Source organism: Zooshikella ganghwensis (genome assembly GCF_018263875.1).
Taxonomy (GTDB): domain Bacteria; phylum Pseudomonadota; class Gammaproteobacteria; order Pseudomonadales; family Zooshikellaceae; genus Zooshikella; species Zooshikella ganghwensis.
The window spans coordinates 84,240-98,487 of the sequence record NZ_JAEVHG010000020.1; the positions used below are offsets into that span (position 1 = coordinate 84,240).

A 14,248-nucleotide genomic window follows, 5' to 3' on the forward strand; every position below is an offset into this window, starting at 1 on the left:
TGGCTGCTGGCTGCTGGCTGCTATTACGCTGTTTTGATAAAAGAGAAAAGTCAAAATCACATGTTAACTGTATTATTGGTGGAAGATGATCGGGATTTAGCTGATACCTTGATTCAGTATCTCGCATTAGAAGACATTAGTTGTGATTATGCTAGCAATGGTGTAGCAGGGCTAGAACTCATGTCGCAACACCACTATGACACCTTGCTCTTAGATCTAAACCTACCACGGCTCGATGGATTGTCTGTCTGTCAGCGACTACGAACAGCAGGTGATGACACACCAATACTGATGCTAACCGCTCGCGATCAAATCAACGATAAACTGCTTGGTTTCGATGCTGGTACGGATGACTATTTAGTCAAACCCTTTGAAATGCAGGAGCTTGTCGTTCGTGTTCGGGCACTTGCCAAGCGCCGGAGTGGACAAGTGCGTAAGCTTAGTTGTGGTGACTTAAGCATGGATCTCACCAACAAAACCCTAACGCGCCAAGGACAGCCCATAAAACTTTCACCAACAGGATGGACCTTACTTGAAACCTTATTACGTGCATCGCCATCAGTAGTCTCACGAAAACAATTAGAACAGGCATTATGGGGGGATGAAATACCCGACAGTAACAGCTTAAAAGTTCATTTATTTAATTTACGCAAAGCCATTGATATGCCATTCAAGACCCCTTTGCTTCATACGGTCGCCCGACAAGGATTTGCTATTAAAGTGATCGATGCCTATAAGGACAACCAATGAAAAGAGGCCTCAGCTTAAAGTGGCTTGTTGTCATTGCGTTCTTAGTGCAAGGATTAATACTGGTAGTGGGTTATTCTTTTTTGACCGCTCACTACTTAATTCAAGGGATGGATAATATTGTTATCAGCAATATGGAGCATGTCGCTGATCATTTTGCACTTGAAACAGCTAATGATACTATAAAACGTCCCCAAAAATACTATAACTATGTGGTGACATCTCAATGGTCTGAGTTACCAGAGGATATAAAAGGTCTTTTTAAACAGTCAGAAATAATGCCTAGCAAGCTCTACAAAGCCCATTTACCAGAAGAAAGTCCACCAAGGGTAAAATTTTTATTTCATGCCATTATTCATGATCAAAAAGTCTACGTTTCCTATGGTATGTCTCGTAATACAACCTCTGCTTTAACATTACAAAATATCGCCAGCGACTTTCGAACATTAATCATAATTAGTATGTTAAGCGCACTATCTTTAGCCTTAGTCATTCTTTTACTGAGTTGGCGCCTAGGTCGTCCAATTACTCGTCTCGGACAATGGGCCAGAACCCTTACTTCAGAAAAGCTTAATCAGCCCACACCAAACTTTAACTACCCGGAACTTAATGCATTCGCAGAACTCATTCGTAGCAACTTGAAAGCCGTTCAAGAAACCACCGAGCGAGAACAACATTTTCTTCGTCATACCAGTCATGAGCTACGCACCCCCATCACCACCATACGCAGTAATGTGGAGCTGTTAAAAAAACTGGATGCAAAATCAAATCAACGCCATCAACAGTTGGCTATTGAGCGTATCGATCGCGCCAGCCTAACAATGAAGCACCTGACAGAAACATTGCTTTGGCTTCATCATGATCGAGCTGAGCAACTTCCGATGAAAGAATGTCAACTCAATGATGTTATACAGCATCTAGTGGATGATATGCGCTATCTGTTAGCGTCAAAAAAAGTTACCGTAACTATAGAAACAAAACCCTATACCCTTTATTTACCAGAGGCAGCAGCCCGAATTGTACTAGGTAATTTAATCCGCAATGCATTCCAGCATACATGGGAAGGGAACGTTAATATTATCCAAGAAAAAAACACCGTAAAAATAATTAACGAACAACATGCCAACTCGGAGCAAGAAGACCTTGGGTTTGGCTTAGGCTTACAACTTACTGAACGATTATGCCAGCGTTTGGCTTGGCACTATCAAAATGAGCAGCAAGCAATGGGTCACTCCGTTACACTGGTATTTCCAGACACAAAATGAATTTAACAAACACCTCATACTTTTATTTAACTAGTTAACCTTCCATTAACCCACCCTTCTGTAAATTGCTAACGTAAGCTTGTGCAGGTATACCCAGCCCAAAGCTTACAACAAAAGTAGTCATGCCTACGTTGACTAACCCGCTTCAACATTTATGCAAATTAATCAACTTGGCAGCGTTTAAGTTTACTTAGAGAAGATTTTGCCCATGCCTTTTAAAATCAGTACCTGTGCTGGTGTTCACCGGCAATTGTTGCTTATTCCCATATTACTGTTTGGTTTAAGTGGCTGTTTAGAACAGGATTCAGCACCTGCTGCAGGGCCTGGTGCTGGTGCTGGTCCTGGCGCAATGCCAACCACCGAGGTCAGTGTTGTGACACTAAAAGCCCAAACCTTTCCTGTTACGGTTGAGTTACCTGGTCGTACTCAAGCTTATCAAACCTCTGATGTCCGACCACAAGTTAGCGGTATTTTACAAAAACGCCTGTTTACTGAGGGACAAAATGTAGAAGCAGGCCAAGTGCTCTATCAAATTGATCCTGCCTCCTATCAAGCAAGTTTTGACAGCGCCCAGGCCGAACTGGCGCAGGCTAAAGCAGCTGTACAGTCTGCAAAGCCAAAAGCAGAGCGTTATCAACGACTCGTCAAACAAGGTGCTGTGAGTAAACAGGATAAAGATGAAGCTGTTGCCACGCTGAGAGAAGCCGAAGCAGCTGTGGTCGCCGCAGAGGCCAAGCTCCAAAGCGCCAAGATCAACCTTGAATATGCGCAAATTAAAGCACCTATATCAGGTCGTATTGGTAAATCCTCTGCCACACCTGGCGCCTTAGTTACTGCCGATCAGGCAGCAGCGCTGACCACCATAAATCAGCTCGATCCCATCAACGTCGACCTCAGTTTTGCCAGTGTGGATGGCCTCAAACTTCAGCGTCAGCTGGATTCAGGCAAGCTGAAAAAGACGGATGGCAAAGTTCAAGTTAAGTTAAAGCTGGAAGATGGCTCAGATTACAGCGAAGAAGGCTCTCTGGAATTTATTGGCAATGCTGTAGATGAAACTACAGGCACTGTTGAATTACGAGCCATTTTTAAAAACGCTCAATACCGGTTACTACCTGGCATGTATGTTAATGCCACACTCTATGTCGGCACTGATGAGCAAGCCATTCTAATCCCTCAGCAAGCCGTTACCCGTAACTCAAAAGGAGAAGCAACAGTTTGGGTCGTTGCTGATGACAACACCGTAAAGCAGCGTGTTATCACAACAAGTAAAGCCGTAAAAGACCTGTGGCTGATCAGCTCTGGATTGAACGTAGACGAACGCATTGTTGTAGAAGGTGTACAAAAAATCAGGACAGGCCAAACCGTTAAGACAATAGCTTTTAAGCAAGATGATATAGAAGTGGCGGAAAGTGTTTCCACTGACACTACCTCCAGCAAAGATCAGCTAGCGAATTAGGAGTAGTATTCATGGCTCGATTTTTTATTGACCGACCGATATTCGCCTGGGTGATCGCCATTACCATCATGCTGGGCGGCTTATTATCTATCTTTAGTCTACCACTCAAGCAATACCCAGATATTGCACCGCCGACCATTTCAGTCAGTGCAACCTACACAGGTGCTTCAGCAGAAACCGTACAAAACTCGGTTACCCAAATCCTTGAACAACAGATGACGGGCCTGGATAACCTGCTTTACATGTCATCTTCTAGCAGCTCATCAGGTAGTGCGAGCATTACCTTAACATTTGCAGCGGGTACCGATGCCGATACTGCGCAAGTTCAGGTGCAGAACAAAGTATCCCAAGCTGAATCTATGCTACCCGACACAGTTAAAAATGCTGGGGTTACCGTATCCAAATCCGGTGGCAGCAGCATGTTTATGGTGCTGGCATTCACCTCTGATGATGGCAGCATGAGTGATACTGACATTGCTGACTACATGGTATCCAGCTTGCAAGACTCTATAAGTCGGGTCAGTGGTGTAGGTAGCGTCAATGTATTTGGTTCAGAATATGCCATGCGTATTTGGCTTGACCCAGAAAAAATGCGCAAATATGCATTGATGCCTTCCGATGTTTCCAAGGCCATTTCAGAGCAAAACACCGATGTCAGCTCTGGCTCATTGGGTGACTTACCTAGCGTCAATAGTCAGCAACTTAATGCTACCGTCACCTCCCGCAGTAAGCTGCAAACGGTAGAGCAGTTTGAAGCCATTGTGCTCAAGTCTGACACCAGTGGTGCAACTGTCTTCTTACGTGATGTTGCTAACATAGAGCTAGGCGCCGAAAGCTATAGCTCATCAGCCAAGTTTAACGGTAAACCGGCCGCAGGCATGGGCTTAGAACTGGCAACAGGCGCTAATGCTCTGGATGTGGCTGAGGCTGTCAAAGCTAAACTGAAGACACTTGAGCCTTACTTTCCGGATAGCTTGGATTACACCATTGCTTATGACACCACCCCATTTGTCAAAATTTCTATCGAAGAAGTTGTTCAAACCCTGCTTGAGGCTATTAGCCTTGTCATATTAATCATGTTCCTGTTCCTACAAAATTGGCGAGCAACATTAATTCCCGCCATTGCTGTACCTGTCGTACTGCTAGGAACATTTGGTGTGTTAGCACTACTCGGCTACTCCATCAATACCCTGACGATGTTTAGCATGGTACTCGCCATTGGCCTATTGGTGGATGATGCCATTGTCGTAGTAGAAAACGTAGAGCGGGTAATGTCAGAAGAGGGCCTTTCTCCCCGTGATGCTACCCGCAAGTCCATGGGCCAAATTACAGGCGCCTTAATCGGAATAGCCATGGTATTAACTGCGGTATTTATTCCAATGGCCTTTTTTGAAGGTTCAACGGGTGCTATCTATCGACAGTTTTCAGTCACGATTGCAGCGTCTATGATGCTGTCTGTGGTGGTAGCCTTAACGCTTAGTCCTGCCCTGTGCGCCACACTTTTAAAGCCCATTGCAAAAGGTGGACATACCTCAAGCAAAGGACCATTAGGACGCTTTTTTACTTGGTTCAATCAAGCCTTCAATCTTAGTGCAAACCGTTACCGCAACGGCGTAAAACATGTTGTAAACCATCCGAAAACCAGCATGTTGTGCTACTTTGCCATCATCGGAGTCATGAGCCTGCTGTTTATGCGCCTGCCAACTTCGTTTGTGCCTGAAGAAGATCAAGGTATGTTGATGGTTATTTACAATGCCCCTGTTGGCGCAACCCAACAACGTACCCAGCAAAGTATGGACAAAGTCGCTGACTATGTTCTCCAGCAACCAGAAGTTGAGGGTATCTTCAACGTAGCTGGCTTCAGTATGGCAGGTAATAGCCAAAATGCTGGGATGGGGTTTATTAAACTGAAAGACTGGAGTGAACGGGAAGCCTCAGCCCAAGAGATTGCCGGCCGCATTACCCAGAAAATGATGTCAACCATTAAAGATGCTCAGGTCTTTGTCGTTAACCCTCCAGCCATCGCAGGTTTAGGTACTAGCTCTGGCTTTACGCTGCAGTTACAAGACTTAGGGGGCAGTGGACATGAAACGCTGGTTGCAGCCAAAAACCAGCTTCTTGAGCTAGCCGCCCAAAATAACAAGCTAACCTCCGTTCGCTACAATGGCTTGAATGATGCGCCTGTTTACCACGTAAATATTGATGACCAAAAAGCTGGAGCACTAGGCCTGGCATCATCGGATATTAATGATACGTTATCGACAGTCTTAGGTAGTTCATATGTCAACGACTTCATCAATAAGAGTCGGGTGAAGAAAGTGTATGTACAAGGTGAGGCATCAGCACGCATGTTACCTCAGGATATTAAGCGCTGGTATGTGCGAAATGATAACGGTGAAATGGTGCCTTTTTCGGTATTTTCCAATGGAAAGTGGAGTTATAAACCCCAAGTTTTGAGCCGCTTTAATGGTACTGAGTCCATGGAAATAACAGGCAGTGCAGCATCAGGTGTCAGCTCTGGTGTTGCCATGGACGAAATTGCCAGCTTAGTCAGCCAATTACCCGACGGTATAAGCTATTCCTGGTCTGATATGTCTTACCAAGAGCAAGCGGCTGGCACGCAAACCTGGTTACTTTATGCCGTATCTCTGGTATTCGTATTCTTGTGTCTGGCGGCACTATATGAGAGCTGGTCAATTCCGGTCTCAGTCATCATGGCAGTCCCTGTTGGCATTGTGGGGGCCTTACTCGCAACCTGGTTAAGAGATCTATCCAATGATATTTATTTCCAGGTCGGTTTATTAGCGACAATGGGGCTAGCAGCAAAAAACGGCATTCTGATTGTTGAGTTCGCCAAAGACCTTGAAGCAAAAGGTGAGTCATTACTATCGTCCATCTTACAAGCCGCTCACCAGCGACTTCGCCCCATAATTATGACCTCCTTAGCCTTCCTGCTGGGTGTTCTGCCAATGGTTATCAGTACTGGTGCGGGATCAGGTGGGCGTCATGCTTTAGGCACAGGGGTATTGGGTGGGACTTTATTTTCCACATTTTTAGGCATCTTTTTTGTCCCCTTGTTTTACATGATTATCCGCTCGCTATTTTCCAAAAAGCCTAAAAATCAAGCAGTTTATACCTCGGAGGCTGAAGTATGAGAGCACTTTATAAAGCCTGTAGCCTAATACCAACCTTAACATTAGCAGGCTGTATCAGCCTCGCCCCCGACTACCAGCGACCTGACTCACCAGTAACAGCTGAATGGCGTGATACTAAAGCCGCACACCAAGGTTCTGGTGTCACCCAAAACCATAATGCTGTTGCTGACATTCAGTGGCAGACTTATTTTCAAGATCCTAAATTGCGCCAGGTGATTTCCCTGGCGCTTGAAAATAACCGCGATCTTCGGATTGCACTGCTTAATATTGAGCAGGCACGTGCTCAATACGGTATTCAACAAGCAGACTCATGGCCCTCCGTATCTGTCAGTAGCAGCAAGACCGCGTCTCGCACTCCAGGCTCAGTGAACAACAGTAACAGCGCAACAATCAGCCATCAGTATGAAGCAGGTATTGGCTTTAGTAGCTATGAATTAGACTTGTTTGGTCGTATAAACAGTCTTAAAGATGAGGCTTTGGAAAACTTTTTATCCACAGTGGAAACTCAACACAGCACCCGTATAAGCTTAATTGCTGAAGTTGCAAACAGTTGGCTAACACTGGCAACCAATTTACAACTGCAAGCACTGGCTCAACAGACGCTGAATAGCCAATTATCTACACTTAAACTGACACAGAAAATGTACAACCAAGGGGTTGCCTCAAAACTGGATTTAACTCAAGTACAGTCCAGTGTCGAAAGTGCTCGCGTTGATGTGGCAGCTTATCAGTCTCAAGTAGCCCAAGACCGAAATGCGTTGGAGTTATTAGTCGGTAATAAAATAGAAGAGGCTTATCTTCCTTCTACTCAACTTGATAAACCTATTGCATTAGCACCCATTCCTGCAAACCTGAATTCTAATGTGCTCTTAAAGCGGCCTGATGTGCTTGCAGCAGAACATAGTTTAAAAGCAGCTAATGCGAATATTGGTGCAGCTCGCGCAGCTTTTTTTCCGAGTATTTCTCTCACAGCATCAGCAGGACGCAGCAGCAATCAGTTAAACGATTTATTTAGCAGCAAAAATCGTAGCTGGTCATTTACCCCCAGTATTAACTTACCCATTTTTAATGCTGGTAGTTTAAAAGCGTCTCTTAAAGAGTCTAAAATTAAACGTGATATTGCTGTTGCAGAATATGAGCAAACGATCCAAACTGCATTCAAAGAAGTGGCTGATGTGCTAGCCGTACGTGCATCACTCGATGCACAAATGAAAGCCCAAACAGCCCTGGTTGATGCAAACTCACAAAGCTTTACTTTATCCAGCTCTCGTTATCGTAACGGATTAGACAGTTATCTTGATGCCTTAGATTCACAACGAGCGTTGTATAGTGCACAACAGTCACTGATTTTATTACAACGAACAGAATACAGTAATCGAGTAACACTATTTAAAGTGCTTGGAGGTGGTGCTGAAGTATAATACCCACTCATCCAAATAGAAAAATAACTGTAAGGGTACCTCTAAAAATAGTGATTTTTTTGCAAGAGCAAGGAAGCACTGCACGGAGAACAGCAGTGTTTAAGGAATACATGAGGGCTAAGCAACTGTTGTAGGCTTAGCGATAGTAACCTTAAGTATTTTATAAACGCGCTAGGGCCTGTTAACACAGCTATTACGAAAAAAAGTGCATTTTTAGAGGTGCCCATAAATTAATTGAGAATATACATTCCTTCACTACCAGGCCTTGTTAGTTTAAATCCAAACTTTTCATAAAGCTCAGGTACATCTGCCATTAACGTAATGTAAGCGCCTTTTGGAATATATTTTTCAAAATAACTCATAATATACTCCATTACTTTACGGCCTAAACCTTTACCTTGATGTTCAGGATCAACAGCAACATCTACTATTTCAAGGTTTAGAGCACCGTCCCCCACAACACGACCCATAGCAATAGGTTTGCCATCATACAGAATATGTACACCATAGATGCTATTTGGCAGCGCTTTTACAGCAGCTTCTTTTGTTCTAGGCGTTAAACCTGTAACGACTCTCAATCGAAGAAAGTTTTCGACATCAATAACTTCCTCAATGACTTTGTACATATCCCCTCCTCAATGAGTAATACATGATACTAGCTATGGTCTAACTTGCTTCGTAAGGAAACAATTTTTTTATGTGCTTGTCGATATGCAACCAAAGCATGCTTACTACATATTTGTAAGCCTTTAACGCCTAGCTTGTCGACAAAAGTATCACAAGGCCATCGAAAAATATAACTGCCAGAAAAAAAGTTAGTAGTTAACGACTTTGGACTAACAATAAACAATTCAATACGAATACTGTTAAACTCAAAAGCACGTTTATGGGTAAACCTTTTCTCTATAATTTCATAAAAATCACTTGCAGATTTGATTAAGTCATCGACAACTTCAAAATCATCAGCTTTTACCAGAAGATCGATATCACTATGTAAACCGGGCTCTCTAATATTATGAAACTCCTCAGCCCAACCACCAAAGACATAGTTATTCACCCCTTCAGATATAAGGCGCTGGTGTACACTTCTTAGAAAAGCTGCATTATTCATAATAATATTTTTAAAGATTTTTCTCTTTGTGAATAATAGAAAAAAGCTATTATCCAGCCAACCATAAATCCTGTAACATGTCCTAACTTAGGATAGTGAACAAAAATCAAATCAAGAAGCAATGCTGGTAGAATTGCAAATATAACAGCAAACTTTAAAAACAAAGATGCATCAATTTTTTTATAAAGTAATAAAACACCAAACGCAGCTACACCTAATATAGCTTGTGAAGCACCAGTACCTAAACTCCAAGGTGGTTCAACCGTCAATGTACTTATAAGAGTACCTACTGCTCCAGATATAAACCAGAGAAGAAAAAAACGAATAGCACCAATATACCGCTCAAGTATTATGCCAAGCAATAAAAACGAAGCTACGTTAAAAAACATATGAGGCTGCTTAACATGAACCACCTGAGATACAAATAAACGCCATAGCTCTAAATTCCAAAGATGCTCAAATGTTATACCACCATATTGCTCTAGCTGTGTAATTTTAATTTTACCTAATAAAGATCCACTAATCTCATAATTAACATACAGAGAATAAATGACTGTCACCAGGGATATTATAATCGTAACCAAGGGATATTTTTGATGGCTCAATGACTTTACCTTATTAAAAACTACTCAAATACTAAAGCATCATTCGAGAGTCAACTTAATTCGTGATATCAACAAGGTAGGTATATTGATACTGTTCACACCCACTTTTCTATCGATGAGAGCAGCCTGGCCAGCAGCAAGGCCGACGCTTTCCCTCTTTTAATTCACTTCTAGTTCTTGCTATTCGACGCTGTCTTGTATCGAGTTTTTTAGCATCATTAATCCAGCAAATCCACTCATTACGAGCGATAGGCGTTATGTCCTCCCACATAACTAAAGCATTACTATCGTCAACAAGGGCCTGTTCTAAATCCTCTGGAATACTATGAACCACCCCTCCGGAAATTTCTTTTTTTAACATATTTTTTGACCCATGAGATTGATCAATAATATGAAGATAGCCAGCACCTAACACCGAATAGTCACCAAAACACAAACCAAGCTAGGGCCTGTTAACACTATTTGAATATCATTGTTATGTAACTTTAGCATCTCGGGTATAGATGTGGTCAGCGTATAACTTACCACTTATTTCATAAGCTTCAGGTATCACACTTTGAAGCTGAAAGCCACACTTAACCAGTACCCTTTCTGAGCTAACGTTGCCTTCGGTAACCACTGCTTTATAATGAGTGATTGTATCGATTGATTCCGCCCAATCCAATAACGCTAAAAGCGATTCTGTACCATACTGCTTACCATGAAACTCTGGCAATAAAAGATATCCCACATGAGCAGTATTATCCTCAACAATAAAGCCTGTTATTCCCATTACATTATCTGTTACTTTGTCTATTATGACTAAGCACAGCCAAGCGTTCGAGGTTGGACTCCAAGTTACTAGACGGGCCTCAAACTTATCTCGAATAACCTCAATTTCAGGCTCATCAAAGCACAGTGAGATAACATTCGGATCCGTATGAAGCTGAAGGAATAGTACCCAGTCAGCTTCTCTAATGGGCCTCATTTTCAAACGCTTCGATTCAATTTCCATCTTGTAGAAAACTCCTACTATATACTACTAATGAGCGACACTATAACGATAACACTAACTATAACTGTCGTATATCCTTCACGAATCATTTTTAAGCGCTTTATCCATAGCGCTTTACTCAAACGGGTCAGTTATCAACAACTATAATACCATCGTATAAATTTCAAGAATCATCATTTTCCGCTCTCTTTAAACAAGCAGAAATATCCTCATGATCTTTATAGTCAGCACTTGCTTTTCTACATATATACCCAAACCTTTTCCATGGCATAACTTTATTCTTCCTTGAATTTTTATGGGCTAATGATTTTACAACCAGAACTACTCGTTAAATTAGTTACATTATTCTTTTAGCTATTTATACTGTAGTAGCCAGAGTGAGTATGTCACGACACTTGCTCTTTTTTCCATGGTAACCTTCCCTCGACTTCTAAATGTAACGTAATACTTAAAAAGCTTCTGATCACTATGATTAATGCTAGTATTCCTACATTTTCTAAAGAGTCTGCAACAACAACTGTTCGTATTATGTCTCCAGCAATAAGAAACTCTAATCCTAGGATGATCGACCTGCCAAGCTCTTGCCGATATTTTTTATAAGCACTACCTTCGTGGAGCTTTTTATACGTTCTGAGGTAAGCAAAAGTAGATACCCACGACCCAATTATCACGACCAAAACACCAAATGCCTCAATCGCATATCCTGCAATCGTAATTATCTCCTTAAAGCTCGTTTCCATAAACTCCTCCTTAAGGTTTTTCCTGTCCCTTGTCCAACAAGGCAGCAACCGTTCGTTCTATACCCTTCACGAATGATTTCTAGGTTTTGTTATCTTCACTCCACACCCCAATCACCTATTTATATAGGCTCATGGGACTTCGTCACTCGATGGTCGCACCTAAAAACCATTCGTATTGGGTATACATAACGCCTGTCGAGTACGTCGTAAGCAGTGGTGTGTTAAAAGGCCCTAAACTACCAGTCTCGCGTTGCTACTAATCCCTCTACATCTGCATTCGTAAAACCATACATTGTCGCAATATACTCAAATGATGAAACGATATCATCTCTTGCTACAGTCTCTATTTCACTATCACTTTCTTCGAACTCACCTTGTAAATCATTAATGAGTTCAGTTGCTTGGCAGGTTATTGTATAAAGTTCTTCTAGCTTTTTTGGTTTTTGAGATTCAATTTCTTTGCAAGCCGTCAGAAGAATACTTTTAACCTTATCAACAAGGTGATTTGGAAAATACTCATCCGAGTACATATCAGTCAATAGTTTCGATTCATCAATTTTAAGCACCATCATCAACCTTTCCTTATTCAATTAATAACTAGGCCAAATGGTCACGACCTTTTCAAAACTCCATTTGAACCGAAAGTTATGTCCGCGTTTGAACCTGCGCGAGGCTGATACCGAACCAGACCATTACCGATCCAGCTGCTCCCTTTACAATACGCGACAAGTTACCACTAGCTTTTTTGGCAACAGACTCCGCTACAATGGCTACCGAAGAAAACCAACACCCAACAATAATTACCTGCAAGGTTACAAGAAATAAGGTCGTTAACAGTAAGCTTGATGTTTCTGTGACAAATTGAGGAAACAGCGCTAGATAGAACATTGATACCTTTGGGTTGAACAGGTTTGTGATGAAACCTGCCGACCATGCCTTGCGCCAAGAAAGACAAGATGCCCTGGATGCTGAAACTGGTGTATATGTTGCTGAAGGTTTAGACACTGCTTGGACTAGCGAGCTTACTCCAAGATACAGCAAATAGACGACACCAATATATTTAAACACTGTAAATGCTGTAGCCGAACTCATAATCAGCGCTGAAACACCAATGACTGAGAATAAGCCATGCACATAAAAGGCTGACAGCGTGCCAGCCAGAGTCACAAATGCTGTTTTTCTACCGTAGGAAACTGAATTGTTAACTATTAGTAATCCATTAGGACCAGGAAGCATCGCACTAAGCGCAACAATTATGGCAAAACTAATAACAGACTCTACAGGCAATGGGAAACCTCTCTTTATTTGTAGACACATAACTATACCCTTCACGAATGATTTCTAGGTTTTGTTATCTTCACTCCACACCCCAATCACCTATTAATATAGGCTCATGGGGCTTCGTCACTCGATGGCCACATCTAAAAACCATTCGTATTGGGTATATGAGTACATATTACTTTATTTTCCTACTCATAGCGCCAAACTTCGCTCCCCTAATTGTGAAGGATATAAGTTGTATATGTATAGTTAAGCGTGACTACTCTAAAAGATGTAATCACACAGGATAGTCGATTTACTGGATAAGAAAATTGCTAACTTCTTTCCACCATAACTCTCTTGCAGCTATTGGTGTAGAATTATGTCCCGCCTTTTCAAACAGCCAAAGCTTTTTTTGTGTTCCTATTGCATCATATAGTGCTTTACCGTGTTTTACCGGAATAACTTCATCCATTTCAGCTAAAACAACTGCGACCTTACCCTTAAATTTTTCGAGGTTCTCTACGCTGTTATACTGATCTAAAACCAACCAACGTGCCGGCAAATACCAGTAGTGTGTTTGTGCCAAACTAGGTAATGAATCCCAAGGTGTAAACAAAACCAATCCTGCTATTGGAACATCCAGTTTGGCAACTGCACTCGAAACCACGCCGCTACCTAAAGACTCTCCCCAAAGATATAAAGGCTCATCATAAGTCTGATGTGCAAGCTTAATTGTTTCTATAGCGTCATCCACTAGTACGGACTCACTGGGTTGCCCATCTCGACCACCATATCCAGGGTATTCAGCTAAAATAACTCTAAAGCCGTACTGTGATAAGGCATCTATATAATAAGTACGATGGTAGGCTGATCCAGCATTTCCGTGAAAAATGATAACTGTACCTTTAGTATTGTCCAGCTCCCTTGCAGCTATCACACCTCGATAGTTTTGAGATGATGGCCAAAAGCGCAAACTTTCTGCAGTTAATAGCTTTTCTGATGGTTTAACACTATCAGGATAGTAGAGGAAACTCCGTTGAAATAAAAAAAGTGCCAAAGCAAGCATTAAATAGACAATCAAAGCAAAAGTGCATACATTTAAGAACTCTTTAACCATTTTGATCACTTTTTAGATACCAGAATAAAATAAAAATAACGCATCACTCCTACAGCCTAAACAACAGGTTACAAATAAAGCTTTTTGTTAAATACAGGTTTTTCTAAGCATATTTAACTACTTCTTTTACCATCGTTGTTGAGCCTGTAAAACCTATTAGCCACTCTAGATAAGGAAAGTGTTCTTTATGGGTAGCCACAAAACCTTTAGTTTCATACAAACTCTTGGCTCTAGGATTACTATCTATTGGTACGGCCTGAAAACCTTAGACACTTTTTATGGTAAAAATGTAACTTAAACCATAAGAGGTAAATCATGGGTAAAGGTATCCGTTACTCAGGCGAATTTAAACAAGAAGCAGTCAACCAAGTCGT

14 protein-coding genes are annotated in these 14,248 nt (G+C 41.8%); 5 read left to right on the plus strand and 9 right to left on the minus strand.

All coding sequences use genetic code 11. From position 1 onward, the window contains the following. The first annotated feature begins 60 nt into the window (after window positions 1-60). The 5 genes from KHS79_RS21295 (at window position 61) to KHS79_RS21315 (ending at window position 8,044) form a co-directional block, all read left to right on the plus strand. Window positions 61-750, plus strand: coding sequence for a response regulator transcription factor (locus KHS79_RS21295; RefSeq protein WP_212721848.1), 690 nt, complete (start codon window positions 61-63; stop codon window positions 748-750). Continuing rightward, complete coding sequence (locus KHS79_RS21300; protein ID WP_212721851.1) at window positions 747-2,012, plus strand: sensor histidine kinase; 1,266 nt, start codon at window positions 747-749, stop codon at window positions 2,010-2,012. The genes KHS79_RS21295 and KHS79_RS21300 overlap by 4 nt, the downstream gene beginning before the upstream one ends. 208 nt (window positions 2,013-2,220) lie before the next feature. Beyond that, window positions 2,221-3,468, plus strand: a complete 1,248-nt coding sequence (locus KHS79_RS21305; protein WP_212721860.1) for an efflux RND transporter periplasmic adaptor subunit — start codon at window positions 2,221-2,223, stop codon at window positions 3,466-3,468. A gap of 11 nt (window positions 3,469-3,479) precedes the next feature. Next, complete coding sequence (locus KHS79_RS21310) at window positions 3,480-6,623, plus strand: efflux RND transporter permease subunit (RefSeq protein ID WP_212721864.1); 3,144 nt, start codon at window positions 3,480-3,482, stop codon at window positions 6,621-6,623. Next, window positions 6,620-8,044 carry an efflux transporter outer membrane subunit gene (locus KHS79_RS21315; RefSeq protein ID WP_212721867.1) on the plus strand — a complete coding sequence of 475 codons (1,425 nt, stop codon included), beginning with the start codon at window positions 6,620-6,622 and terminating at the stop codon, window positions 8,042-8,044. Before KHS79_RS21310 ends, KHS79_RS21315 begins: the two co-directional genes overlap by 4 nt. Window positions 8,045-8,274: 230 nt before the next feature. Here KHS79_RS21315 and KHS79_RS21320 read toward each other — a convergent pair whose 3' ends face one another. From KHS79_RS21320 to KHS79_RS21360, 9 genes are all read right to left on the minus strand, one after another. Next, window positions 8,275-8,670, minus strand: a complete 396-nt coding sequence (locus KHS79_RS21320; RefSeq protein WP_212721870.1) for a GNAT family N-acetyltransferase — start codon at window positions 8,668-8,670, stop codon at window positions 8,275-8,277. A gap of 29 nt (window positions 8,671-8,699) precedes the next feature. Then, window positions 8,700-9,155: a hypothetical protein gene (locus KHS79_RS21325; RefSeq protein WP_212721874.1), complete on the minus strand. Its 456-nt coding sequence runs from the start codon at window positions 9,153-9,155 to the stop codon at window positions 8,700-8,702. Next, window positions 9,152-9,760, minus strand: coding sequence for a rhomboid family intramembrane serine protease (locus tag KHS79_RS21330; protein ID WP_212721876.1), 609 nt, complete (start codon window positions 9,758-9,760; stop codon window positions 9,152-9,154). Before KHS79_RS21330 ends, KHS79_RS21325 begins: the two co-directional genes overlap by 4 nt. Before the next feature lie 109 nt (window positions 9,761-9,869). Further along, complete coding sequence (locus KHS79_RS21335) at window positions 9,870-10,121, minus strand: YdeI/OmpD-associated family protein (RefSeq protein ID WP_027709548.1); 252 nt, start codon at window positions 10,119-10,121, stop codon at window positions 9,870-9,872. Between the two features lie 114 nt (window positions 10,122-10,235). Continuing rightward, the gene (locus KHS79_RS21340; RefSeq protein WP_212721880.1) at window positions 10,236-10,754 is read right to left on the minus strand and encodes a GNAT family N-acetyltransferase; all 519 of its coding nucleotides are present in this window, start codon (window positions 10,752-10,754) and stop codon (window positions 10,236-10,238) included. Between the two features lie 386 nt (window positions 10,755-11,140). Next, window positions 11,141-11,494, minus strand: a complete 354-nt coding sequence (locus KHS79_RS21345) for a DUF1622 domain-containing protein (RefSeq protein WP_212721883.1) — start codon at window positions 11,492-11,494, stop codon at window positions 11,141-11,143. A gap of 236 nt (window positions 11,495-11,730) precedes the next feature. Then, window positions 11,731-12,066, minus strand: a complete 336-nt coding sequence (locus KHS79_RS21350) for a DUF5713 family protein (protein ID WP_212721885.1) — start codon at window positions 12,064-12,066, stop codon at window positions 11,731-11,733. Window positions 12,067-12,139: 73 nt separating this feature from the next. After that, window positions 12,140-12,811, minus strand: coding sequence for a LysE family translocator (locus KHS79_RS21355; RefSeq protein ID WP_212721887.1), 672 nt, complete (start codon window positions 12,809-12,811; stop codon window positions 12,140-12,142). 259 nt (window positions 12,812-13,070) lie between these two features. Continuing rightward, the gene (locus tag KHS79_RS21360; RefSeq protein WP_212721889.1) at window positions 13,071-13,874 is read right to left on the minus strand and encodes an alpha/beta hydrolase; all 804 of its coding nucleotides are present in this window, start codon (window positions 13,872-13,874) and stop codon (window positions 13,071-13,073) included. Window positions 13,875-14,248: the final 374 nt, after the last annotated feature.